General features: G+C 56.8%; 20 protein-coding genes. 11 read left to right on the top strand and 9 right to left on the bottom strand.

What is annotated here, in order from left to right:
* Nucleotides 1–106 precede the first annotated feature (106 nt).
* The 4 genes from QZL63_RS09295 (at nt 107) to QZL63_RS09280 (ending at nt 3447) form a co-directional block, all read left to right on the top strand.
* A complete protein-coding gene (locus QZL63_RS09295) occupies nt 107–958 on the top strand; it encodes a CvfB family protein (protein ID WP_022309038.1) in 852 nt (283 codons plus the stop codon).
* Nucleotides 945–1709 (top strand): class I SAM-dependent methyltransferase, encoded by a 765-nt coding sequence (locus QZL63_RS09290; RefSeq protein ID WP_022309037.1) that lies wholly within the window; start codon nt 945–947, stop codon nt 1707–1709. The genes QZL63_RS09295 and QZL63_RS09290 overlap by 14 nt, the downstream gene beginning before the upstream one ends.
* A 207-nt stretch (nt 1710–1916) precedes the next feature.
* On the top strand, nt 1917–2138 hold the full coding sequence (locus QZL63_RS09285) for a DUF2795 domain-containing protein (protein WP_019129787.1): 222 nt from the start codon (nt 1917–1919) through the stop codon (nt 2136–2138).
* A 160-nt stretch (nt 2139–2298) separates the two neighbouring features.
* Nucleotides 2299–3447, top strand: a complete 1149-nt coding sequence (locus QZL63_RS09280) for a site-specific integrase (protein WP_022309036.1) — start codon at nt 2299–2301, stop codon at nt 3445–3447.
* A gap of 452 nt (nt 3448–3899) precedes the next feature.
* On the opposite strand, the gene QZL63_RS09275 is transcribed toward QZL63_RS09280, so the two are convergent.
* Entirely contained in the window at nt 3900–4799 is a 900-nt protein-coding gene (locus QZL63_RS09275; protein WP_022309035.1) for a helix-turn-helix domain-containing protein, read from the bottom strand.
* Nucleotides 4800–5070: 271 nt separating this feature from the next.
* On the opposite strand from QZL63_RS09275, the gene QZL63_RS09270 reads away from it, so the two are divergent.
* Complete coding sequence (locus tag QZL63_RS09270; RefSeq protein WP_290586719.1) at nt 5071–5970, top strand: flavin reductase; 900 nt, start codon at nt 5071–5073, stop codon at nt 5968–5970.
* A gap of 82 nt (nt 5971–6052) precedes the next feature.
* Here QZL63_RS09270 and QZL63_RS09265 read toward each other — a convergent pair whose 3' ends face one another.
* The gene (locus tag QZL63_RS09265; protein ID WP_022309033.1) at nt 6053–6592 is read right to left on the bottom strand and encodes a flavodoxin family protein; all 540 of its coding nucleotides are present in this window, start codon (nt 6590–6592) and stop codon (nt 6053–6055) included.
* Nucleotides 6593–6598: 6 nt separating this feature from the next.
* On the bottom strand, nt 6599–6982 hold the full coding sequence (locus QZL63_RS09260; RefSeq protein WP_022309032.1) for a nuclear transport factor 2 family protein: 384 nt from the start codon (nt 6980–6982) through the stop codon (nt 6599–6601).
* Between the two features lie 165 nt (nt 6983–7147).
* On the opposite strand from QZL63_RS09260, the gene QZL63_RS09255 reads away from it, so the two are divergent.
* Nucleotides 7148–7519 carry a winged helix-turn-helix transcriptional regulator gene (locus tag QZL63_RS09255; RefSeq protein ID WP_290586684.1) on the top strand — a complete coding sequence of 124 codons (372 nt, stop codon included), beginning with the start codon at nt 7148–7150 and terminating at the stop codon, nt 7517–7519.
* A gap of 163 nt (nt 7520–7682) precedes the next feature.
* Here the strand turns inward: QZL63_RS09255 and QZL63_RS09250 are convergent, their stop codons facing one another.
* Nucleotides 7683–8132 carry a cupin domain-containing protein gene (locus QZL63_RS09250; RefSeq protein ID WP_022309030.1) on the bottom strand — a complete coding sequence of 150 codons (450 nt, stop codon included), beginning with the start codon at nt 8130–8132 and terminating at the stop codon, nt 7683–7685.
* Nucleotides 8133–8171: 39 nt separating this feature from the next.
* Complete coding sequence (locus tag QZL63_RS09245) at nt 8172–9068, bottom strand: radical SAM mobile pair protein B (protein ID WP_022309029.1); 897 nt, start codon at nt 9066–9068, stop codon at nt 8172–8174.
* 130 nt (nt 9069–9198) lie between these two features.
* On the opposite strand from QZL63_RS09245, the gene QZL63_RS09240 reads away from it, so the two are divergent.
* The gene (locus QZL63_RS09240) at nt 9199–10098 is read left to right on the top strand and encodes a helix-turn-helix domain-containing protein (RefSeq protein WP_022309028.1); all 900 of its coding nucleotides are present in this window, start codon (nt 9199–9201) and stop codon (nt 10096–10098) included.
* Nucleotides 10099–10158: 60 nt separating this feature from the next.
* On the opposite strand, the gene QZL63_RS09235 is transcribed toward QZL63_RS09240, so the two are convergent.
* From QZL63_RS09235 to QZL63_RS09225, 3 genes are read right to left on the bottom strand one after another with little or no spacing between them, the layout of a single operon-like run.
* Nucleotides 10159–10920 (bottom strand): 4Fe-4S binding protein, encoded by a 762-nt coding sequence (locus QZL63_RS09235; RefSeq protein WP_022309027.1) that lies wholly within the window; start codon nt 10918–10920, stop codon nt 10159–10161.
* 12 nt (nt 10921–10932) lie between these two features.
* Nucleotides 10933–11934, bottom strand: coding sequence for an NADP-dependent oxidoreductase (locus tag QZL63_RS09230; RefSeq protein ID WP_022309026.1), 1002 nt, complete (start codon nt 11932–11934; stop codon nt 10933–10935).
* On the bottom strand, nt 11931–12344 hold the full coding sequence (locus tag QZL63_RS09225; RefSeq protein ID WP_290586681.1) for a winged helix-turn-helix transcriptional regulator: 414 nt from the start codon (nt 12342–12344) through the stop codon (nt 11931–11933). Before QZL63_RS09225 ends, QZL63_RS09230 begins: the two co-directional genes overlap by 4 nt.
* A 322-nt stretch (nt 12345–12666) precedes the next feature.
* Here QZL63_RS09225 and QZL63_RS09220 point away from each other — a divergent pair, with 322 nt between their 5' ends.
* Nucleotides 12667–14004, top strand: a complete 1338-nt coding sequence (locus tag QZL63_RS09220) for an amidohydrolase family protein (protein WP_441293903.1) — start codon at nt 12667–12669, stop codon at nt 14002–14004.
* A 147-nt stretch (nt 14005–14151) separates the two neighbouring features.
* On the opposite strand, the gene QZL63_RS09215 is transcribed toward QZL63_RS09220, so the two are convergent.
* Nucleotides 14152–15165 carry a helix-turn-helix domain-containing protein gene (locus QZL63_RS09215; RefSeq protein WP_022309023.1) on the bottom strand — a complete coding sequence of 338 codons (1014 nt, stop codon included), beginning with the start codon at nt 15163–15165 and terminating at the stop codon, nt 14152–14154.
* 176 nt (nt 15166–15341) lie between these two features.
* Between QZL63_RS09215 and QZL63_RS09210 the strand changes: the two genes are divergently transcribed.
* Genes QZL63_RS09210 through QZL63_RS09200 form a run of 3 tightly spaced genes read left to right on the top strand, consistent with a single transcriptional unit; the run spans nt 15342 to nt 20875 of the window.
* Nucleotides 15342–16409 (top strand): efflux RND transporter periplasmic adaptor subunit, encoded by a 1068-nt coding sequence (locus QZL63_RS09210; RefSeq protein WP_022309022.1) that lies wholly within the window; start codon nt 15342–15344, stop codon nt 16407–16409.
* The gene (locus QZL63_RS09205) at nt 16409–19558 is read left to right on the top strand and encodes an efflux RND transporter permease subunit (protein WP_022309021.1); all 3150 of its coding nucleotides are present in this window, start codon (nt 16409–16411) and stop codon (nt 19556–19558) included. The genes QZL63_RS09210 and QZL63_RS09205 overlap by 1 nt, the downstream gene beginning before the upstream one ends.
* 3 nt (nt 19559–19561) lie before the next feature.
* On the top strand, nt 19562–20875 hold the full coding sequence (locus QZL63_RS09200) for a TolC family protein (RefSeq protein ID WP_022309020.1): 1314 nt from the start codon (nt 19562–19564) through the stop codon (nt 20873–20875).
* The last annotated feature ends 745 nt before the right edge of the window (nt 20876–21620 follow it).

Raw genomic sequence — 21620 nt, 5'->3', positions numbered from 1 at the left:
TCCGCGCCGTTTTTCGGAATCGCACCCCGGCGGGTTTGGATTCGCACGAAATAAAACGTAATTTTGCAGCCCGGAGGGGTTACCCCCGCAAACGACGACGAAAAAGATGATCAAAGCCGGACGCATTCAGACCCTGACCGTCAGCCGGACCTCCGACTACGGACTCTACCTGGCCGACGAGGAGCACAACGAGGTGCTCCTGCCGAACCGTTACACCTCGCTGGCCGACAAGACCGGCGACGCAAAGGAGGTGTTCGTATACCACGACTCGGAGGACCGGCTCGTGGCCACGACCGAACGCCCGCTGCTGCAGGTCGGCGAGGTCGGGGCGCTGCGCGTGGTAGACAAGACCCAGCACGGGGCCTTCCTCGACTGGGGCCTGCACGGCAAGGACCTCTTCCTGCCGAACCGCAACCAGCAGGGAGGCGTGGTGGTCGGGCACCGCTACGTGGTCTATCTCTACGAGGACAACGTCACGGGACGCTGCGTGGCCACGATGAAGCTGCGCGGGTTCATCGACAACGAGGTCATCACGGTACGCCCCCACCAGCAGGTGCGGATCGTCGTCGCCTCGCAGAGCGAGATCGGATACCGCGTGGTGGTCGAGAACCGTCACTGGGGCATGATATACAACAACCAGCTCTTCCGCCCGGTGGCCGTAGGCGACGCCCTGACGGGATACGTCCGCCGCATCACCGAGGACAACCGCATCGACATCAGCCTCCAGCAGACGGGATTTGCGCAGGTGAAGGATTCGGCGCAGGAGCTGCTCCGCATCCTGCGCGAGCACGGCGGAAGGCTGCCGCTCAACGACGACAGCTCGCCCGAGGAGATCGCACGCACGGTGCAGATGAGCAAGAAGGTATTCAAGCGCTCGCTGGGCATGCTGCTGCGCAGCGGCGAGGTAACACTGACGGAGGGCGGAATCGAAACCAACGCAGGCCATGGCGAAGATTAACACCGCGGAACGGGTCTCGGTCGAGGCCTCGGACAACTTCGTCTTCCAGCGTTCGCGGCTGGCCTACTGTGCCGCGGCCGAACGCATCGGCGGCGAGGTGCTCGAAATCGGCACCGGATCGGGGTACGGCATCGAACTCGTCGCACCGCACGCCCGGCGGTTCGTCACCATCGACAAGCACCGCCCGCAGGAGGAGTTGCTCGCACGCGGGGACGTCACGTTCCTCGAGGCCGTGGTGCCTCCCCTGCCCTTTCGCGACGCCTCGTTCGACTGGGTGATCTCGTTCCAGGTCATCGAACACATCCGCGACGATAGAGCATTCGTCGCCGAAATACACCGTGTCCTCCGGCCCGGAGGGCGGTTTCTCGTGACGACGCCCAACGCCCCGATGTCGCTGACGCGCAACCCGTGGCACGTGCGCGAATACACGCCCGAGGAGTTGCGCCGGCTGCTGCTCGGTCCGTTCTCCGAGGTCGAGGCGCTCGGGGTCTTCGGCAACGGGAAGGTCATGGACTACTACGAGGAGAACCGACGTTCGGTCGAGCGCATCACGCGCTTCGATCTGCTCGACCTGCAGCACCGCCTGCCCCGCTGGATGCTGCAACTGCCCTACGACCTGCTCAACCGCCTCAACCGCCGCAGGCTGCTCCGGCAGAATACCGACCTCACGACCTCGATCCGCATGGACGACTACCGCATCGGCCCGGTCGGCGAAGAGTGCTTCGACCTGTTCTACACGGCCGTGAAGTGACCGAGGCGGAGTTTCGGTTCGCAAGCATGCAAAAGTTTCGCACAACACATTGATAATCAACGGACACACATCCTTTACGGGATGTTTTTCCGTTTTTCCTTTGTTTTTCTGTTTTTTTTTATACTTTTGCACATCGGTCCTGTTGGGGCAAAGCAGGACACAAACCACGGAACAAGCTGATTTTTCAGAACTTAAAAACTTTAGACCATGTACTGGACACTTGAACTGGCATCAAAACTCGAAGATGCACCCTGGCCCGCAACGAAAGAGGAGTTGATCGACTACGCCGTGCGGTCCGGTGCTCCGCTCGAAGTGCTTGAAAACCTGCAGGAGATAGAAGACGAAGGCGATATCTACGAATCGATCGAGGACATCTGGCCCGACTACCCCTCAAAGGACGACTTCTTCTTCAACGAGGAGGAGTATTAAGCCTATTTTGGAGGTAAATACCTCAGAATACGCCTTTTAAAAACTTGCTAATGCGACCTACGGGTCGCATTTTTCATATTAAAAAGTATAGTTCAGGTATATAAACTTTCTAATAATCTACCTATATTTGTGTGTTCATCCACGATAAATAACATAGAATATGGGGCGCGTAAAGTCAAAATTCCCAACAGGGAACATTGTCATCAAAAACAAGAAACCCAATAAAGAGGGTAAAGTCGCCCTATATCTTTGTTATAACATCAACACAACACCTGTCACCATTACCACGGATATTTTTGTTAAACCTGACGATTGGGACAGTAAGACGCAAACTGTAAAAAGCAAAAATCCCGCTGCAGTACGACTGAACAATCAGTTGAAATTGCAACGGGAAAAAGTGGATGAGCAAATCATGGCATATGAAGGGCACCTGACGGCAGATATTGTTCGTAAGATGCTCAAGGGTGAGTTCGCTCAACAAAATGACCCCAAGAAGATTGATTTTATTCAATACGCTACGGAATACAATCAGCAGCGGTATGATTTGGAGAAACTGTCCTATTCAACCTACTATAATGGGGATCGCTATATCAAGAAATTTCAACGCTTCTTGTCTGAGCAAACGGGGGAAGGCATTATTTATTTAACTGACTTAACAATTGATCTGATAGAAAAATATAAGACATACTGCATCAAACGAGGTAATACCAAAGAAGGAATCAACAAAATGCTGACTCCTCTTATTAAAGCTGCCATGTATGCCACAGACAATGACTTGTTATCGGCAAAGGTATCAGCACAAATCAAACAGTCCTACTTTGACCTGAAAGAGCGGCAATATCGGTCTGAAGTTGAAGATAGTGAAGTTCGCTATCTGACAGAGGAACAGATGCAGCAATTTGTGGATTTGTATTCCAAAGTCAAGTTCAACAGGACTCGTGAAATCATGGACATGTTTCTCTTTGCCTTTCACGCTTGTGGTTTGCGTGTATCAGACATTGTCACACTGGAGTGGTCTCACATTGATTGGGAACAGCATGAATTATCCAAAAACCTTGTTAAAGGGAAAGTACCTCACACAATTCCTCTGACTGATGCGGCTATGGATATTCTGAAACGGTGGCAAGAAAAGAACTTGAATAAACGCTTTGTTTTCAGCCTTCTTGATTCCACATTTGATACAAGTGATGCTGCTCTACTAGATAAAAAGATCAAATCAAAGAATCGAATCTTACAGACCTCACTAAATGAGGTTGGCAATAAAATAGGACTCCCTTTTAATTTGACCATGCACCTGGCAAGGCATTAGCCTCAATAATCAGCATTGAATATAAGACGCTTACAGAGACAGATTATTCTATAGGTAACGATTTGGAGACGAGCGACATTCTCTGAATCACTCGATTCTGTATAGCCGGAAAGAACGCTTTTTATTGGACAAAAATAAAAAGATTACAGATTCCATCCAAATTCATCATACATCGATTCTGATGCAAATTCTAATTTTTCAACGTCTTCTCTTCCTCTTGTAGCAAAATAATTTTATCGCAATTCTTGATTATATGAGAAAAATGGCAGATAACAAGGCGCAACTCGGCCTAGATATCTCTGCATATGATTTGTGGAGGGTGGGGTTCATGCGTTCGTTTAAGTATGAATTATCCTTTCCGGATTCTGTTTTTACAAGTCGTATACAAGACGATGTCCTACAAAAATATTTGGAATGGCAGAGTGATTGTGGTCGTTGTAGTAATCTGTTTGTCAGGAGCGCCGCCTGCGGCCGTACTCCGTCGGAGTGATCCCCTCCTGCTTTCGGAACATGCGGCTGAAGTGCTGCGAATACTCGAATCCGAGGCGGTCGGCCACCTGCGCGACGCTTTCGCCGGCGGAGAGTCCGTCCTTGGCAAGCTGGATCACGAACCGGCGGATGTGGTTGCTGGCCGTATCTCCGGTCGTCTTTTTGATGACGTCGCCGAAGTAGTTGGGCGAAAGACACAGCCGATCGGCGCAGTACTGGACGGTGGGCAGTCCGAAGGTCAGCTGGAGCCGCTGCTCGTAATAGTCGGCAAGCAGCTGGTTGAAGCGGACCAGAATGTCGGAATTTTCGATCCTGCGGGTCTGGAACTGGCGGTTGTAGAAGCGCTGGCAGAAGTTGAGCACCAATCCGATGTAGCCGACTAGGATGGCATCCTGCTGCGCGTCGCGGTCGTTGTCGAGCTCTTCGCGCATCCGGCGCATCAGCGAAACCAGGATGTCATGCTCCCGGTCGGTCATGTGCAGCGCCTCGTTGACGCGATAGTCGAAAAAGGAGTAGTTGCGGATCTGTTTTTCGAGCGGCGTGCCGCGCAACAGATCAGGATGGAAGAGCAGCGCCCAGCCCGTAATCGAAACCCGCTCGCCGTTGTCCTCCTTACCGCCCACCTGTCCTGGGGCCACGCACAGCAATGTCCCCTGGTTGTAGTCGTAGCGGCCGCAGCCGTAGTCGAGCTCCACGCTGGCGTCGTCGCGCAGGAAGATTGCGTAGACGCTGTAGTTGTTCAGACTGTGGCGGATGGGCGAAACCTCGGCATAGTCGATAACGCTCACCAGCGGATGGCGGTCGATGTGCCCGACCCAGCGGCTGTAATCACCCACGCAGTTTATTCTCAGAATCTTGCTCATCAAGGAAGGCTTTGAGGGGTTGTCTTCGCAAAAATAACGATTTTCGGGCATATCTCCGAATCGGGGGCCCGGGATTCCGTAAAACGGGTAGGAATGCCCCGGCTTTCGTTACATCCGGAAGCGGGCAAACCGCTACTTTTGCGATGGATGTATAAAACGACAAACCATGACAAACCGCATGATCATTTTCGCGTGCCTGCTGCTGGGCCTGACGCTGTCGGGCGGCACGCTGGCACAGACTCAATCATCGAATCCATCAAATACAACCACCATGGAAAAGAAACTCATCGGAAACACGCTGGCACTCTATCCCATGCCGCTGACGGTTGTCGGGGCCGAGGTGGAGGGCCGCGTAAACTGGCTTGTTGTGGCGCATGTCGGGATTATCGGCCACGACCGGATTCTGGTCAGTATGAGTCAGAGCCACTACACTAACCAAGGAATCAAGGCATCCCGAAAGCTCTCGGTCAACCTCGTCAGCCATGAGATGCTCCCCGAAGCCGACTATGTGGGAAGCGTGAGCGGTGCCCGCACGGACAAGTCGCAGACGTTCGCCTGGCATCGGGGCGCGAACGGCGCGCCGGTGATCGACCGTTCGCCGCTGACGATGGCGTGCGACGTCGTGGATATTTACGAGACGGAGGGTTTCGACAACTTCATCTGCTCGATTGCGGCGACCTACGCCTCGCCGGAGGTGCTCGACGACCGCGGACGGATCGACTACGCGCGGCTGAAGCCCGTGCTGTTCGAGTTCCCGACCTACTCCTACCTCTCCACGGGCGAGGTGATCGGCCGCTGCCTGCGGCTCGACAGCGAGCCTTCGATGTGTGCCAAGGAGCCGATGGCCGGGGACGGTATCGTGCGGCTCTCGAAGATCGAGGTCCGGCCGGAGTATCTCGACGAATATATGCGCTTCGCCGCGGAGGTGGGCGAAGTTTCGCTGCGCACCGAGCCGGGCGTGCTGACGATGTATGCCGTGGCCGAGCGGGAGAATCCGTGCCGGATCACCATCCTCGAAACCTACGCAAGCCGTGCAGCTTACGAAAAGCATATCGCCTCGGCGCATTTTCAGAAGTACAAGCAGGGAACGCTCCACATGGTTCGGTCGCTCGAACTGACCGACCAGACGCCGCTCAACCCGGCCAACCGTCTCCATAATTTCATCCAATAGAAAAAGGACGCAGCGGGATTCCGGTATGGAGCGTGGAATCCCGCTGCGTCCTGCATGTGATCCGGTCGTTCGTGAGCGGAGGTTAGAACCGCTGCGCCAGGGCTGCCGCCTGTTGGCAACCGTCAGTCCGGGCGATGTCACCTTCGTTCAGTACGCCCGGGATGAGCACCTCGCCGACCATCTCCCATTTCAGCAGGGCCGCCGTGCGCTCCATGGGAATCCGGACACCGTCGAGTACCGTCGTATCCTCCTCCTCGCAGCAGGCGATCAATGCACACCGCTTTCCGGCAACCGGCTTGCCGCCGACGACCAGCGAAAACAACCGGTCGATCACCCCTTTGATTTGTGCCGGGATCGAATACCAGTAGACCGGCATCGTGAAGACCACGGCATCCGATTCGAGAATGACCGGGGCGATGCGGTTGAAGTCGTCGTCGAACGAGCAGGCCTTGCCCGTCTTGTAGCAGGTCATGCAGGCGTGGCAGCCGCCGACTTTCAGGAATGCTGCGTCGAACCGCTGCACCGTATGTCCGCGGCGCTCCGCCTCGCGGATGAAGGCCTCGGTCATGGCGAAACTGTTGCCCTGCTTGCGGGGGCTGCCCGTAATTACCGTTATTTTCATGGCGTGTTATTTTTGAATGGTGTTTGAATTCTGGTTGTAGGCCTTGGCCACGCAGCGCCACTCACCGTCGATCTTCATCATCAGCAGGTAGTCCGTGAAGTCGATGCGGCCGCCCCAGTTCTCCTCCAGCACGCGCACGACGGCCAGCGTCTCCTCGACATCCAGCACGTCGATCCGGGCCCTGAATCCGGCATCGGCACCCACGCTGTCCACGTTCCGGTAGAACTGTTCGATGCTGCCATGCTCCAGCCGGCCGTCGAGGTATCCGAACAGCACGGCCTCGTCGATGAACAGCTCGCGCGCATGGCTGCTGTCGCCCTCGGCGACACTTCGGACGAACTTCATGGCCGCCTCCTCGACGGCCCGGTACTCTTTGATCTCTGTTCTCATAATCGGTCTGTTTGAAAGGTTTTTGTTGAAGCAAAGTTACAGCCGTGGCACCTTGCAGTCAAGTACCGAAAAATGATTCATATACCGAAAAATTTGTCGGGTATGCTCTTCTTTGGCAAATATCGCTACCTTTGTTTTACGAAGAACCGAAAACGTCTCACGCACATGTACGAGAGAAAGCTACCCGTCGATCTGGAATGCCCGCTGCGGCTGACCATGAGCCTGATCAACTCGAAATGGAAGTCCTGCATCCTCGACGAACTGCGCCACCGGGCGCTGCGTCCGAGCGAATTGCACCGCATCTTCCCCGAGGCCACGCCCCGGGTGCTTGATCTCCAGCTCAAGGAGCTGGTCGAGGACGGTCTGGTCCGCAAGACCATCTACGCCGAGTTGCCGCCTCGCTCCGAATATGCCATTACCCCTTTGGGCGAGACCCTCATTCCGATCATCGACGCGATGATCGAATGGGGCACCCGAAATGCGGAGCTTTTCGAACGGAAATACGGGAAACGGGACCCGGCAGACCGTACCGAATGACCATAAGCCTGGCAATTGAACCGGAAATGTAACAGGCCCGCTCCAAAATCCAGCTGTTGCCTTCTGCATGGTCTGTGTCCGGTTCCGGCGTGCTGGGAGGAAATACGACAGGCGTGATACCGCTACAAACGGTATCACGCCTGTCGTTTGCCGTATGAAGGCCTCACCAACAGACCGGATCGTTCAGAATCACACCGTCGGTAGTGTCCTCGGGCGTAAAGCTCCCGCCCTTGTACTGTACGCATAGCATGACAAGCGCCTCGCGGCCCGTATTGCGGACGGAGCGTCGTCCCGCAGGAGCTACCCGCACTACCGAACCTTCACCGATCGGGAAGATCTTGCCGTCGACCTGAAACTCACCCTCGCCCGAGAGAAAGAAGTAAAGTTCCTCGTGTGTTTTGTGGGTGTGCAGGAATCCGGTTTCCGTACCGGGTGCGAACGACTGAAAGGAGAACTCCGCACCTGTTGCCTGCAAAGCGGCACCACCGAAGACCTTGCCCGGGATCTTGACGGCCGGATTCAGCTCCAGCACAAATTCGTTCAGTTCGCTCAATTTGCCGAGCCCGATGGCACTGAAATTTTCGGATTCGGCGATCTTTTCAATCTGTTTCATCGTTTATCGTGTTTTAAGAGGTTTTCCGTTTACGGCATCCTACCGCTCCGAGGATCGGTTGTTGAGTCGGATTTTTTCGTGATAGAAGTAATTAACCACAACCGGGTGCCCCTTTTCGGAGCGTCCGTACGGCAGGTCGTTCACCTGATAAGGCATTCCGTTTGCAGCGGCATAGGCGGCCATCTCCTGTTCGAGCGCCTGCCAGTAGTCCGTCCGGCGGCGGTTGTAGATCTCTTCGTATAAAGGCACCAGTCCGGGGTGTTTTTCGCGGATGTAGGCCAGGATCGCTGCCTTGAACGACCCGCGCAGGTTGAGATTTTCGAGCCAGACGAGATCGGCAAACTCCCGGACTCGCTCGATAATGGCCTTCGGGTCGGTGATGCCCGGGAAGATCGGCGAGACAAAGCAGACGGTGCGGATCCCTGCCTCGTAGACCTGCCGCATGGCTTCGAGCCGCCGCTCGATGCTCACGGCGCGATCCATGTCGGCACGGAACGTTTCGTCCAGCGTGTTGACCGACCACGACACCGTCACGCGCGGAAATTCGTGCAACAGGTCCAGATCACGCAGCACAAGATCCGACTTCGTGCAGATCAGGATCTCGGCCGTCGTGCCGCGCAGCTGTTCGAGCAGGTGTCGCGTGCGCAGGAAATGCTCCTCATAGGGGTTGTAGCCGTCGGTCACCGAGCCGATGACGATGCACTCTCCGTCGAAGCGATGCGGATTGGCGATGGGCTTCCAGTGCTTGACGTCGAGAAACGTTCCCCAGGGCTCGGTGTGGCCCGTGAAACGCTTCATGAACGAGGCGTAGCAATACTTGCAGGCGTGGGGACACCCCACGTAGGGGTTGACCGAATAGCCGCCTACGGGCAGCGACGAACGGGTCATGACGCTCTGCACGTCGATTTCGCGGATGATCTCCTCTTGCTGGTTCATAATTCCGGATGTTTTGCACGGCAAAGGTCCGAAGATTTTTCGTACGGAACTATGCCCAAAAAGGGTGTCATTATGCCATTTTGATAAATGAATGTCGTATCTTTGTCTTCGGACAACCCGGAGGCAAGCGATGAAGACAACGACAAATCCCCGACGGCTGGTCACCGTGCCGTTCAGCAAGACGCAGTGCGGTGTCGACTTCTACATCAATACGGGCCGCAGCGAAGAGATCCGCGGCGTACTGACCGAATCCCCGCTCTTCCAGACCGACTTCTTCGAGTTTTTCTTCCTGCACAGGGCCCGGGGCGTGCTGCTGCTCGGCGGACGCCGCATCGAACTGCACGACGGCATGGTCCTGCTCCTCTCGCCCCACCAGCAGCAGCGCTGGCTGGTGGACGAGGCGGAGCTCGACTACACGTTTCTGATCTTCCGCGAGGATTTCATGCGCACGTTCCTCGCCGACAAGTTCTTCGTCTACCGCCTGCTCTACTGCTACCAGACCGACACGCCGCCGTGGTTCGATGCCGGGCCGGAGGTTTTTGCGGAGTATCTCCGGCTGCTCGAAAAGATTAAGGCGGAGCTGCGTACCCCGACCTCGGACAGCTACAACCTGATCGTCTCGGTGCTCTATTACCTGCTGGTGACGCTCAACCGCGACTATGCCGCCGCCTACGGACTGCCCGTGACGCTGCCGCGCAACAACTGTGCGTTCCGCTTCAAGGCGCTGCTCGAAGAGCATATCCGCACGGTACAGCGCGTCGAGGAGTATGCCTCGATGCTGCGCGTGAGCCGTGTGACCCTGAACCGGGCTGTCGTGGAGCAGTTCGGCGTCACGGCCGTGCACCTGCTGAAACAGCGGTTGCTGGAGGCCGTGAAGAACGACCTGCTGTTTGAGGGGCGCAGCGTCAGCCAGCTGGCCGAAGCGTACGGCTTCTCGGACCCGAGTCACCTGATGCGTTTCTTCAAGCAGCAAACCGGACGCACCAGCTCGGCCTTCCTCGAGGATTATCGGCGCGGCGCGGGAGAATAAGGCCGTATCGGATTCCGCAACCGGCCTGCAACTCCAACCCCTTCCCGGTTCGGTTGGGACTTATAGATAGAGTTCGCAGGTCTTCCGCTCCGAACAGGCCTTTTTCAGCATACGGCCAACCAGCGCCAGCATCAGTTTGTTGACGTGTCGGGTACCGTGGGGGCAGACTGCTACGCACCGCATGCAGGAGATGCAGCGCGTCTTGTCTACACGCGTCGGATCGTCCGGGGCGATGGCTCCGACGGGGCACTTCGCCGCGCATAAACCGCACTTCACGCAGGCACGCGTCGCCTTGGGCACGATGCCCGCACCCGCAGCCTTGCGGTAGGGATGGTTGCCGGGAATCTCCGGTTCACTTTGGTCTCCGGTGTCAATCTTCCGGCGAATCTGTGCGGCAAAGGTGCGTAACTGCGCTTCGTCCTCTGCGTCGGGACGCCCTGCGGCGTATTGGCGGGCGATCGAGTGCTCGGCTACGGCCGCTACGGCTGCAATGACCGTGAATCCGGCCCGGGAGGCCGTATCGCGCAGTTCAGCCAGCGTATCCTCATAGGCCCGGTTGCCGTAGACGCAGACCAGAATGGCGCGGGCGCCATTGCCGTGCAAAGCCCCCAGTCGTTCCGCGGCAACGGCAGGAACCCGTCCGCTGTAGGAGGGTACGGCAATCAGCGCCACATCCTCCGCTGTCAGCATCACGCGGCTGAAATCGACTTCACAAGCCGTCAAATCGACCTGAATCGTCTCATCCGCCAGCGCCTGGCTCAATATCGTCGCCACACGTTTCGTCCCGCCCGTCGGGCTGAAACAGATTTCATGTATTTTCATAAACTGATGTTTTTACATTCGAATGATTACCTTACCCTCGATGGGCCCTTCGGCCACGAGCCGCAGGGCGTCGTTGATTTGTTCCAGCGAGAAAACGCGGGGATCGACAGGCGGCGTAATGTGATGCTGCTCGACGATCTGCGTAATCCGGCGCAGCTGCTCACCGTCGGCATGCACGAAGAGGAAGCGATACTCTTTGCCCTGACGGCGGGCTGCCCGGTCGTATTTCAGCCCGGCCAGCGTGAAGAGAGCCCGCTTGTACCAGGGGAAGCCACTTCGACGGGCAAATTCCCCGTTGGGAACGGCCCGCAGGCTCAACAGACGCCCGCCGCGTTTCAACACTGCAAGTGCGTGCTCGAATTCGCCGGTTCCGAGCGTGTCGATGACCAGATCGACGTCCGACAGAGTTTCCCAATAGTTCTCCGTGCGGTAGTCTATGTAGCGTTCAACCCCCATGGCGAGGAACTGCTCGCGGGCGCGGTCGTTACCCGTTACGATGACGCGAAGCCCCAACGATCGCGCTATTGGCACGGCCATCTGTCCGAAACTTCCCGATCCGCCGGTAATCAGCAACGTTTGTCCGGGTTGGGCCTCCAGCACCTCGACCAGCCCCTGCCAGGCCGTCAGTCCGGTCAGCGGAATGGCGGCCGCCACGTCGAACGCGTATCCTGCAGGCATTTTCGCTACGGCAGTCTCCGCCACGACGACATATTCGGCAAAAGCGCCGATCCGCCCCAGCGGCAACCGTGTATAGACAGCATCACCCGGACGGAAGTCCCTGACCTGGCTTCCGACCCGCTCGACGACACCTGAACACTCGTTGCCCAACGTCTGCGGCAGCCGATAAGACTGAATCAGTCGGATACTTCCCGTGGCAATCAGCAATTCCAACGGATTGACGGCCGCAGCCCGCACTCTGATCAAAATCTCATCGGCCTTCGGCTCCGGAACGGGCCTCTCCCGTACAACGAGTCGTCCTTCTTTCGCATAGCGATCCAATTGTGCAGCTTTCATATGTTTTTCTTTTTGGTATTTTCAACCCCCGAATCTTTTGCGGCAAAAGCCTTTTGGCGACTCTCCATGATGGCATCCATGTTCTCCATGGCCCAAGAGAGTAACTCATCGAGTATCGGACGAAGTGTTTCAGTCTGCGCCGTAAGCGCATATTCCACGCGGGGCGGGACCTCCGCAAAGAGCCTCCTTTCCACATATCCATCCTCTTCCAGCGTGCGGAGGGTCGTCACCAACATTTTCTGTGAGATGTCGGGCATGGCCTGCTTCAACTCCGTGAAACGCAGTTTTCCATGCTCTGAACGCAGCAGCAAATACAGGGCCAACAGAGTCCATTTGTCGCAAAGCCGGGCCAGGACGTTTCTCACCGGGCACGCCGGGAATGTTGCATCTTCGAGGATTGATCTTTTCATTCGTTCGTTTTTTATCCAGGGACGTATCCGGTTTACTTGAAAAAGCGTCTGTGACACGGTGTAGAATACGTCTGACTGTCCGCAAAGATACATTAGTTTCTTTTTTATATCAAATATATTTTATAAATTAATGCAGGCGGATGGAAGGTTTTGACCTTCCGTAAAGGCATGGACGCGGAAACTGCCGCGGCCGACTGTGCAGACAGAACCCGCGACGAGAATCTCGCCGAAAAACGACAGAATCCAATGCTTTCTCAATTTATTGCACTATATTTGTAAGTACTTGTTTCCTTTGAATAAAATGTCAATCAATGTTGTGCATATGAAAAAATTATTGTTCTTTGCCGGATTGCTCATTTCTTTCATGACAGCAACCGCCCAGCAGGCTGTATTGATTCGCAACGTCGAGATTTTCAACGGAGTCGACGAGAAGACGTTTCAAGGGAATGTACTGGTTGAGAATCATCTGATCAGCAAGGTTTCCGGAGATCCGATCGATGTGTCCGCTTTGCCGGACGTAACGATCATCGACGGACAGGGATTGTTTCTCATGCCTGGTCTGATCGATGCGCATGTCCATACCATGATGGAGTCCATGCCGTTGCAACAGGCTTTGGTTTCGGAGATTTCCTTCATCAGTCTTTTTGCGGCCCATTCGGCCGAAAAACAACTGATGAGGGGCTTCACTACGGTGCGAGACATGGGCGGAAATCCCTTTGCCCTGAAACGTGCCATCGACGGAGGACTGGCAAAAGGTCCGCGAATCTATCCAAGTGGAGCCATGATTTCGCAAACCGGCGGTCATGGCGATTTTCGGATGCCAACGGACGTCCCGCCGATGTTGTGCGGGGCCCTGACCTACATGGAATCCAGCGGTATGGCAGCCATTGCCGACGGGCATGATGAAGTGCTCCGGAAAACCCGGGAACAGCTGCGTAAAGGTGCATCGCAGATCAAGTTGGCGGCCGGAGGCGGTGTATCGTCGGATTATGACCCGCTTGATGTGGCCCAGTATACCACGGAAGAGTTCAAGGCCGCAGTGGCTGCCGCCGAAAACTGGGGAACCTATGTTACGGTTCATGCCTATACACCCAAAGCTATCCGTACGGCCATAGAAGCCGGCGTCCGATGTGTGGAGCATGGGCAGTTGGCCGATGCAGGCATTGCCAAGCTGATGGCCGACAGAGGTGTATGGTGGTGCCTTCAGGTTTTTCTGGACGACGAGGATGTAACGCCTTTCCCCGAAGGGAGTGAGAATCGAGCCAAACAGATTGAAATGACACGTGGAACCGTTACGGCTTACCAACTGGCAAAAAAGTACAAGGTCAAGACGGCATGGGGTTCCGATTGCCTGTTCGATGCCAGACTGGCAGCCCGGCAAGGTGCCCAGCTGGTAAAACTGACCCATTGGTATACGCCTTATGAGGTACTTAAAATGGCGACATCGACCAATGCCGAGCTGTTGGCCCTGTCGGGTCCTCGAAACCCCTATCCGCACAAATTGGGTGTAATTGAATCGGGTGCCTATGCGGATCTCATTCTGGTTAAGGGAAGCACGCTGGAAAATATCCATTTAATCGAGGATCCGAAAGCAAATTTCCTGTTGATCATGAAAGACGGAGTCATCTACAAGAACCATATGGATCGCGCCGCAGAATAGACGACGCAGTCGGTTGCGCAACACGTTTCGGCCCAGCGCAAGACCGGTTTCTTGACGGAGTGCGAGGCAAAGAAGGAGATCTTCCGGCGGTCGAGCAGGGCGAGATTCCCGATGTAGATGTAATCGTACCCGAAAACCTTCGCTTCCCTATCCGAAATAAGCAACACCGTTGACATGGTTTCGGGCAACGAGAAGCGCACTATAACTCCTTGTACCCGGGCAAAAAGAAGCGCACAATAACCCCTTGGGGGCGGTCGGCGAACAGCCGACCGCCTTCTTGAAGTATACACCGAAAAACGACTGATTGGCGAAATTCAGCATGTCGGACACCTGCTGGATCGTATATTGTCCGCTTTTCAATAAGGCCTTGGCCTCCAGAATCACATAGTCGCGTATCCATTCGCCGGCGTGCCGTCCGCTGACGGCATACACTACTTGTGAGAGGTATTTCGGTGTCAGGCACAGCTGTTCGGCATAGAAACCAACGCTGCGCTCCATGGTGCAATGCTGCCGAAGCTCCTCAATGAAACGGTCGAAAATCTGTCTCTTGCGCGAACCCTGCCGGGCATCCTGCCTCTCGACGTATGGAGCCATCAGCTGACAAATCTCGCTGTAAAGCACCTGCAGATAGCCTCTGAGAAGACCGCCCTTGAAGCGAAAATCGGGCTGTCGGAGTTTGTTATGCAGGGTTCGGTAGATAGCCAGTATATCAGCCGTTTGTGCATCGGTAAGCTGCAGAATTGACTGCTGAGAGAGAAACTTGCGGACGATGAGGGCCTCTTCTGAGCTGTTCTCCGTGATGACGTAGTCGTTCGACAGGGCTATGAGTACAATCCTGCAATCGGGCGACAAGTCGAGGCATTGGCCAATCGATTCCGGTGTGACTATCAGCAGCGAGTTGCGGTGCAGTTCATATTCGTTGAGATTCAGCCTGACGCGCATCGACCCGTTGAGACACAGATGTGCCATCGCAAACTGAATCTTGAATGGATACGGTGTCGTAAGAAATGGCAGCATCGACGGATCGCGTGTCAGATCACGAGGTGGTTTCGTCTCGTCGAGATCGCCTGCAAGGATAAACCGGTTCTCGAAGATACAGGCCTGCTCGTCGAAAGGAATCGACGTTAGATTGAGCGCATCGAAATTCGGATTTTCAGCCATAGCCATTCACTTTTTCGTTGACAAATATACTTATTCGAACAAGAAAAAAGGGATATATTACCCGTAAAAGGCTATTTTTCCATCCTTTCAAACAATAAACCCACAACATGCGACAAAATCCATACGGGGAAAAGACAGAACTTTGCCAACGAAAAAATCATAAAACCTGATACGAAATGAGGAGCATTGAAAAAAACAGACTGGGAGCCGCGCTTGTGATGGCTTTGCTGTGCAGCTGCTCGGGACGGACGGCCTCGGAGCCGTTCGTTCAAAGCGTGAGCCTGACAAAGCCCGTGGCATTGAACGCCGAGACCACGCGCATCTATTCAGGCATGGTCAAGGCCGCGCATGAAGTGAGCCTGGGGTTCAAGACAGCTGGGCAGATCGCCCGCATCCACGTCTCCGAGGGAGATTATGTGCAACAGGGGCAGCTGCTCGCCGAACTGGACGATGCCGACTACCGGCTGGCAGTCGAAGCGCTGCAGATCCAGTATGACCAGCTCAAAGATGAGGTTGAACGCACGAAGCTGCTTTTCAATCAGAAAAGCGTTTCGGCCAACGATTACGAAAAAGCCACGGCCGGCCTGCGGCAGCTGGGCGTGCAGCTGCAGGCCAACCGCAACAAACTCGACTATACGAAACTTTACGCTCCGACCGACGGGTATATTCAGCAGGCGAACTTCTCGCCGGCGGAGATGGTCGATGCCGGAACGGCACTCTTCACGCTGCTGGATGTTTCGCGCCTGGAGGTCGAGGTCAGCATTCCGGCCGGCGAGTACCTCCGCCGTGACCGGTTTACGGGGTTCACCTGCCGGGCCGCAGGGCTGGAGAGCGCGATGCCGATGCGTTTGAGAGGCATTACGCCCAAGGCCGACGGCACACAGCTCTACCACCTGACGCTGACATTCGCAGAGCGTCCCGACCGACGGCTGACAGCCGGAATGAACGTCGAGGTGGGTATCACGGTGGCCGACACCGCTCGCTCCGATGGTTTCGGCGTGCCGCCCGGCGCCGTCTTTCTGGATGGAGAGACCCCCTGCGTATGGGTTTTCAAGGCGGACTCCACCATCAAGCGGCGTCCAGTCACACTGCGCGACATGGATAGCGAGGGTCGTGCGATGGTCATCGACGGGCTGACCGGAGAGGAACAGATCGTGCGAGCCGGCGTTTCGGCGCTCGAAGAGGGTGAAAAGGTCCGTGTGGTCGGTACACCGAGTCAAACCAATGCAGGAGGGCTGTTGTGATGAAGATAACCGAATTTTTCGTACGGCGGCCCGTGCTGTTCTGGTCGCTCATGGCAGCCATCCTCATTGCCGGCCTTCTGTCGTTCATCCAGATGCCCAAGCTGGAGGATCCGGCCGTGGCGGTCAAGCAGGCGATGGTCATGGTCCCCTACCCGGGGGCCAGCGCCCACGAGGTGGAGCTCAAGGTGGCGCAGATGATGGAGGATGAACTGCGCGCGCTGCCCAACGTCAAGAAGGTGAAGAGCGAGTGCCGCAACGGCTCGGCGATGCTGACCGTCGAGTTCCAGATGACGGTGCTGAACCGCGACCTGGAGCAGCACTTCGACCTGTTGCGCCGCAAGGTCAATGACGCCGCGTCACGCCTGCCCGAGGGGTGCTACGACCCGGTGGTCATTGACGACATGATGGATGTCTACGGCATCTTCTACGGCCTGACGGCTGACGGTTACGACTATCCGGAGATGTACCGCTATGCCAAATACCTGCGACGCGAACTGCTCGACGTGAAGGGTGTCAAGCGGATCCTCATCGCCGGCAACCGCGACGAGGTGATCAACATCATCCTCTCGAAGGAGCAGATCGCCCGCAACGGTGTGATCCCGACGCAGATCATGTCGGCGTTGCAACAGGCCGGCAAGACGGTCAATGCCGGGGCGTATCCGACCGGCGAGGAACGCATAGCGCTCTATGTCGATTCGGCGGTCGACGACGTGGAGGAGATCCGCGACCTGGAGATCCGCACGATGGATGGGCGCCAGCTGCGCATCGGCGACGTGGCCCGTGTCGAGCGGGGTTATGCCGCGCCGCAGCGCAACGGCTTCTTCGTTGACGGACGCCCGGCACTGGCCCTCTGCATCGCCATGGAGTCCTCGGCCATCGTCCCTGACGTGGGCAAAGCCGTCGATGCACGGCTCGCGGAGGCCATGCGGCAGCTTCCGGCGGGCTTCCAGACGGAAAAGATCTTCTTCCAGCCGGACAAGGTCTCGGAGGCCATCTCGTCGTTCATGTGGAACCTGCTGGAATCGGTCGTGATCGTCATCTTGGTGCTGATCTTCACCATGGGATTCCGCAGCGGACTGATCATCGGCTTCGGGCTGGTGCTGACGGTAGCCGTTTCGTTCCCGATCCTGCTCGTGTGCGGCACGACGCTGCAGCGCATCTCGCTCGGCGCCTTCATCGTGGCCATGGGCATGCTGGTCGACAATGCCGTGGTGATCATGGACGGCATTCTGATCGACAAGAAGCGGGGCTTGAGCCCGAAGGTCTATCTCTACCGCATCGGCCGCAATACGGCCATGCCGCTGCTCGGAGCGACCGTCATCGCCGCCTCGACCTTTCTGGGCATCTATCTCTCGCCCGATTCGGCGGGCGAGTATGCCGGCGACCTCTTTCTGGTGCTGTGCGTGAGTCTGCTGGCCAGCTGGGTGCTGGCACTCGTCCAGGTGCCGATCTGCGCCAAGACGTGGCTCCCGGCCCGCGAAAAGCGACAAGCCGCAGCGCAGAAACCCGCCGTGATGAATTCGCCGGTTCATCGCTTCGTGCGGCGCACGATCTCGTTCCTCATCGGCTACAAGCGAACGACGATTGCCGCAGCCGTGGCAGTGCTGATCCTCTCGATCTTCGGCATGACACGCGTCAAGAATCTCTTTTTCCCCGACTTCGACTACAAACAGTTCGTCGTCGAGTGCTTCTTTCCGTCGGCGACGAATGCCGACCGGGTGCGTGACCGGCTGCTCGAGATGAGCGACAGCGTACGGCGCAATCCGGCCGTCGAACGCGTGGCCGTCAGTCAGGGCAGCGCCCCGGCCCACTACTGCCTGGTGCGCCCGATGACTTCGGGTGGTGACTGCTATGGCGAGCTGATCGTCGACTGTGCCGACTACAGGACCGTGCAGGAGCAGATTCCAACGATCCGGCGTCAGTTGCGCGAAGCCTTTCCCGAGGCCTACATCCGCATCCGCAAGTACAACTTCTCGATCTCGACGTCGCACACCGTCGAGGTGGAGTTCGCGGGTCCCGACCCGGCCGTGCTGCGGGATTTGAGCGCGCAGGCCGAGGCCGTCATGCGCCGCTGCCCCTATGTCGACGCCTACTCGGTGCAGAACAACTGGAAACCGAAAGGCAAGGCGCTCGTCGCCGAATTCAACCAACAGGATGCCCTGCGGGCCGGGATCGGCCGCGGGGATGTGGCCAACGCCCTGCTGGCCGCTACGGACGGCATGCCCGTCGGCGTGCTGAACGACCAGGATCGCATGGTGATGCTGAACCTCCAGGTACGCAACAACGACGGCAGCCGCATCCGCGACCTCGACGAGATTCCGGTCTGGAGCATGATGAACTTCCGGCTGACCGACGAGGAGCTGCAAGGGGTGCTTGCGGGTGGTCAGGGGATGAACGAGCTGCAGGACCGCATGTTCCGCGCCATGCCGCTGGGGAATGCCGTGCACAATATCCGCCTCGACTGGGATGAGGACGTCGTGCTGCGGATGAACGGCCGACGGGTGATCGAGGCCGAATGCGACCCGAACCCCGATAGCGACGAAGCTACGCCGGCCAAGGTCGTGGCATCGATCCGCGATGAGATCGAGGCCATCCCGCTGCCCGACGGCTACACGATGCGCTGGGTCGGCGAGGGTGAACTGCAGGGCGAGGCAATCGGTAACCTGATGAAGTACATGCCGCTGACGATCTTCCTGATCCTGGCCATCCTGCTGCTGTTGTTCAACAGCTGGCGCAAGGTGCTGCTCATCCTCCTGTGCTTCCCGTTCGTCTTCTGCGGCATCACTCCGTCGCTGTTCCTCACGGGACAGCCGCTGACCTTCATGGCCATCATCGGCATGATGGGTCTGATCGGCATGATGGTCAAGAACGCCATCGTGCTGGTCGACGAGATCAACCGCCTGCAAACCGAGGAGCACCGGACGCCCTATGCAGCCGTCATCGAGGCGACAGTTTCGCGCGTGCGGCCCGTACTGATGGCCTCTTTGACGACCATCGTCGGCATGATTCCGCTGGTCGGCGACCCGATGTACGGCTCGATGGCCCTGACGATCATGGGCGGACTTACGGTCGGCACGATCATCACACTCATTCTGCTGCCGATTTTCTACGCGGCTCTGTTCCGCATTCGCAAACCTCAAAATGCATAAATGATGAATATCAGAATATATGCGGCCCTGGGGGCCGCGCTGCTGTCGGGCCTCACCGCCCGGGCTCAGCAACCGCTGCCGCTCTCGCTGGCCGAGTGCCGCGAGCGGGCCCTTGCCCACAGCGAGGAGCTTCAACAGGCCGACAACCGGCTCGAACAGGCACGCCTCGACCGCCGGATCGCCGTCACGGCCGCCCTGCCCAAGATCGAGGGATCGGCCACCGGTGCGTATGTGCTGCCCGACATGGATATGATGGGGATGGACCTTCGGATGCGCGGCACCTATATGGCAGGACTCAATCTGACCCAGCCGATCTATGCCGGAGGCAAGATTTCGGCCGCACGTCGTATGTCCCGCATCGGCGAGGAGGTGGCCGGCGAGCAGCAGCGGATGACCCGCATGGATGTGCTGGTCGAGGCCGACAATGCCTATTGGACCACGGTGGCCGTTGACCGTCAGGTGCGCATGCTCGAGAGCTATGCGGCACAGATGGATACGCTTTACCGCCAAACCGAAGCGGCCTTCAAGGCGGGCATGGCCATCGAGAATGACCTGATGCGCATCGAAGCCAAACGCAGCGAGATCCGTTATCAACTGCAGAAGGCGCAGAACGGGGCTGAATTGTGCCGCATGTCGTTGTGTCGGGTGATTGGCGCGGAGCGAGACCAGCACCCGGTCCCGACCAACACGCTTTTTCAAACGTCCGAACCCGGAGCCTTGCTGTCAGACCTTGCCTCACGTCCCGAGTTGCGGATTCTGGAGCAGCAGGTGGCCGTTGGAGAGCAGCAGATCCGCGACGTGCGATCGGCCATGCTGCCGTCGGTCGGTCTGTCGCTGGGCTACACCTACTACGGCAACATCAAGCTCCAGAGCGTGGTCGATGCCGGCAACGGAACCTTCATTCCCCATACACAGGAGTTTCGCGACGGAATCGGTCTGGCCATGTTGGCCGTGAAGATCCCGATCTTCCACTGGGGCGAGAGCCGCAAGAAGGTGCGCAAGGCGCGTTACGAACTGCAGCATGCGCAGCTCGATCTGCAGAAAAACACGCGTCTGATGTCGCTCGAGGTCGAGCAGGCAATCCGCAACGTCGAGGACGGTTACCGATTGATCCAGACCGCCGAACTTGCCCTGCAACAGGCCGCGGAGAACCTGCGCGTGATGCGCAACCGATACAAAGCGCAGATGGCACCGTTGACCGACTTGCTGGATGCCCAGTCGCAGTGGCAGCAGGCTGCCAGCAACCGGATCGAGGCGCAGACGCAGTATCGTATTTACGAGACGGAGTACCTGCGCGCCACTGGACGTTTGGAGTAATCCTCTCCTTTACCTGGGCAACAATTCCGCAGCCTCTCCAGCCGGACTTTTCTTGGAAAAGTCCGGTTTTTAAATATCCTCGGACTTGTCGGTTCCACCTTGTTTGATGAGAATCCGATATTGCGTCTCATTTTTCAAGTATGGCAAGCGGTGCTCTCCCCTTTGAGGCCTTGCTGCCACATGCAATCGATCGAAAATTTGCAATATTGCTCGAATAAAAGATTGGTCTCGCATCTGATTTTGTAAATTAGTTCCTTCGAAGCAGCGTGTATTTATCAGAATTGAGTCACCGATCCAATGCTTTATTCGCTAAAAACAAATCTAACAAACGTCGTTTAGCAAGGAAGATCTCACAGGATTCTCTCTGTTTTTTTATATTCAAGAAAACTAAAAAATGAGCCTTCGCAGAGCTAATTTCGAGTGAAACCAGCAAAAAATTCCAATCTTTTGAAAATCCGGTCTCGGCACATGGGGTGCCCTGTAAAAAGCGACGACTTCGGAGGAGTTTTCCACCCCCTTGCGGGCAAGCTGTTTTCGTTACCGAGAATATTTCGCGTAACGGAAAACACAGCTTGCTGAGTCCCGAACATATAATGTTCCGGGGACTCAAAAACGGGTCGAAGATCACGTCCCGTTCCCGCTTGTTCGCCGGCCAATCTGAAGAGGCGAACCGCCCGTTCCCGAAGCCGATATTGGGAACAAAACTGCACCAAAACGGAATGAATAAATCTTGAACTCAATCCAT

The sequence above is a fragment of the Alistipes sp. CAG:268 genome (assembly GCA_000434235.1).
In the GTDB taxonomy this organism is placed as follows: domain Bacteria; phylum Bacteroidota; class Bacteroidia; order Bacteroidales; family Rikenellaceae; genus Alistipes; species Alistipes avistercoris.
The sequence above is the reverse complement of the archived record's forward strand: the minus strand, read 5'-3'. Positions and strand labels throughout refer to the sequence as shown.

What these genes read in the sequence shown, in the direction of transcription:
- QZL63_RS09295 (WP_022309038.1), top strand. Translation starts at nt 107, where the DNA reads ATGATCAAAGCCGGACGCATTCAGACCCTGACCGTCAGCCGGACCTCC.
- QZL63_RS09290 (WP_022309037.1), top strand. Translation starts at nt 945, where the DNA reads ATGGCGAAGATTAACACCGCGGAACGGGTCTCGGTCGAGGCCTCGGAC.
- QZL63_RS09285 (WP_019129787.1), top strand. Translation starts at nt 1,917, where the DNA reads ATGTACTGGACACTTGAACTGGCATCAAAACTCGAAGATGCACCCTGG.
- QZL63_RS09280 (WP_022309036.1), top strand. Translation starts at nt 2,299, where the DNA reads ATGGGGCGCGTAAAGTCAAAATTCCCAACAGGGAACATTGTCATCAAA.
- QZL63_RS09275 (WP_022309035.1), bottom strand. Translation starts at nt 4,799, where the DNA reads ATGAGCAAGATTCTGAGAATAAACTGCGTGGGTGATTACAGCCGCTGG.
- QZL63_RS09270 (WP_290586719.1), top strand. Translation starts at nt 5,071, where the DNA reads ATGGAAAAGAAACTCATCGGAAACACGCTGGCACTCTATCCCATGCCG.
- QZL63_RS09265 (WP_022309033.1), bottom strand. Translation starts at nt 6,592, where the DNA reads ATGAAAATAACGGTAATTACGGGCAGCCCCCGCAAGCAGGGCAACAGT.
- QZL63_RS09260 (WP_022309032.1), bottom strand. Translation starts at nt 6,982, where the DNA reads ATGAGAACAGAGATCAAAGAGTACCGGGCCGTCGAGGAGGCGGCCATG.
- QZL63_RS09255 (WP_290586684.1), top strand. Translation starts at nt 7,148, where the DNA reads ATGTACGAGAGAAAGCTACCCGTCGATCTGGAATGCCCGCTGCGGCTG.
- QZL63_RS09250 (WP_022309030.1), bottom strand. Translation starts at nt 8,132, where the DNA reads ATGAAACAGATTGAAAAGATCGCCGAATCCGAAAATTTCAGTGCCATC.
- QZL63_RS09245 (WP_022309029.1), bottom strand. Translation starts at nt 9,068, where the DNA reads ATGAACCAGCAAGAGGAGATCATCCGCGAAATCGACGTGCAGAGCGTC.
- QZL63_RS09240 (WP_022309028.1), top strand. Translation starts at nt 9,199, where the DNA reads ATGAAGACAACGACAAATCCCCGACGGCTGGTCACCGTGCCGTTCAGC.
- QZL63_RS09235 (WP_022309027.1), bottom strand. Translation starts at nt 10,920, where the DNA reads ATGAAAATACATGAAATCTGTTTCAGCCCGACGGGCGGGACGAAACGT.
- QZL63_RS09230 (WP_022309026.1), bottom strand. Translation starts at nt 11,934, where the DNA reads ATGAAAGCTGCACAATTGGATCGCTATGCGAAAGAAGGACGACTCGTT.
- QZL63_RS09225 (WP_290586681.1), bottom strand. Translation starts at nt 12,344, where the DNA reads ATGAAAAGATCAATCCTCGAAGATGCAACATTCCCGGCGTGCCCGGTG.
- QZL63_RS09220 (WP_441293903.1), top strand. Translation starts at nt 12,667, where the DNA reads ATGAAAAAATTATTGTTCTTTGCCGGATTGCTCATTTCTTTCATGACA.
- QZL63_RS09215 (WP_022309023.1), bottom strand. Translation starts at nt 15,165, where the DNA reads ATGGCTGAAAATCCGAATTTCGATGCGCTCAATCTAACGTCGATTCCT.
- QZL63_RS09210 (WP_022309022.1), top strand. Translation starts at nt 15,342, where the DNA reads ATGAGGAGCATTGAAAAAAACAGACTGGGAGCCGCGCTTGTGATGGCT.
- QZL63_RS09205 (WP_022309021.1), top strand. Translation starts at nt 16,409, where the DNA reads ATGAAGATAACCGAATTTTTCGTACGGCGGCCCGTGCTGTTCTGGTCG.
- QZL63_RS09200 (WP_022309020.1), top strand. Translation starts at nt 19,562, where the DNA reads ATGAATATCAGAATATATGCGGCCCTGGGGGCCGCGCTGCTGTCGGGC.